This window comes from Streptomyces sp. SID12501 (assembly GCF_010550245.1).
GTDB lineage: Bacteria > Actinomycetota > Actinomycetes > Streptomycetales > Streptomycetaceae > Streptomyces.
Genome location: NZ_JAAGLU010001111.1, coordinates 1 through 380, shown reverse-complemented (window position 1 = coordinate 380; position 380 = coordinate 1). Strand labels below are relative to the sequence as shown.

The following is a 380-nucleotide window of genomic DNA, read 5'->3' as shown; positions in this document are numbered from 1 at the left end:
TCCTCTACGCCGACACGGCCCACCCGGAGCCGCTGCTGGCGCGGGTCGCCGCGGCCGGCGTGCGGCACGTCGTGCTGCTGTCGTCGTCCGCGGTGACGGCACCGGGCGCGGCAGACGACTTCAACGGCGCGCGCTTCCTGCGGGTCGAGCGCGCGGTGGAGGACTCCGGCGTGGCGCACACCTTCCTGCGGCCCGGCGGGTTCGCGAGCAACACCGCACGGTGGAGCTGGAGCATCCGCACCGACGGCACGGTGCCGCTGCCGCACCCCGACGCGGTGCAGGTGCCCGTGCACGAGGCCGACGTGGCCGACGTCGCGGTCGTCGCGCTCACCGGCGACGCGCTGCTCGGCGCGGCACCCGTGCTCACGGGCCCGGAGGTG

1 protein-coding gene is annotated in these 380 nt (G+C 76.8%); it reads left to right on the top strand.

Going from position 1 to position 380, the window contains the following annotated elements; all coding sequences use genetic code 11:
- A partial coding sequence (locus G3I71_RS50065) for an SDR family oxidoreductase (RefSeq protein ID WP_164325646.1) occupies positions 1–380 on the top strand: 380 nt, incomplete at both ends.